This window comes from Bradyrhizobium sp. Arg237L (assembly GCF_029990105.1).
In the GTDB taxonomy this organism is placed as follows: domain Bacteria; phylum Pseudomonadota; class Alphaproteobacteria; order Rhizobiales; family Xanthobacteraceae; genus Bradyrhizobium.
Genome location: NZ_JAQMIL010000195.1, coordinates 1 through 747 on the forward strand (window position 1 = coordinate 1; position 747 = coordinate 747).

Consider the following 747-nt stretch of genomic DNA (forward strand, 5'->3'; position numbering starts at 1 on the left):
TCTAGGGTCTGTTGAGATTCAGGATTCACAGATTGGAATGTCCGTGATTCAAGCTCCGAAAGGAGCTTGGCATGCACCGATTCGTTTTGACGGCTGCCCAGTGGGCGAAGATGGAGCCGCTTTGTTTGGGCAAGCCGACCGATCCCGGTCGCACAGGGGGTGACAATCGTTTGTTCCTCGAGGCCGTGCTGTGGATCGCCCGCACGGGCAGCCCATGGAGAGATCTGCCGCCGACGTTTGGCAACTGGAACACGGTGTTCAAGCGCTATCGCGATTGGGTGAAAGCCGGCGTTTTCAGGCAGATTTTCGACGCCGTATCGGATGATCCAGACATGGAGTTCGCCATGGTCGACGCGACAATCGTCAAAGTTCACCGCCACGGGCAGGGAGCAAAAGGGGGACCAAAAATCAAGCCATCGGCAAATCGAAGGGCGGCTGGACCACCAAAATCCTCGCGCTGACCGACGCGCTTGGGAATCTGGTGCGGTTTATCTTGCTCCCTGGCCATCGCTTTGACACCGTCGGCGTCGCGCCCCTGATCAAAGACATCGAATTCGGCGGCTTGATCGCCGACAAGGCTTTTGATTCCAACTGGATCATCGAAGAGCTGAACGAACGCAAGGCCAAGATCGTCATCTCGCAACATCAAAGGCGCGCCCAGCCTCTCGACATCGACAAGGACATCTATAAATGGCGCCACCTGATCGAGAACTTCTTCGGCAAGCTGAAGGAATTCAAACGCATAGC

Annotated in this window: 1 protein-coding gene; it reads left to right on the plus strand. The window is 56.2% G+C overall.

The genetic code is table 11. The features are described from left to right. Positions 1-71 precede the first annotated feature (71 nt). A protein-coding gene (locus OZ411_RS42950) for an IS5 family transposase (RefSeq protein ID WP_282532801.1) occupies positions 72-747 on the plus strand; the annotation gives its coding sequence in 2 pieces (ribosomal slippage) (positions 72-408 and positions 408-747; 677 coding nt annotated over the 2 pieces). This gene is flagged as partial in the annotation.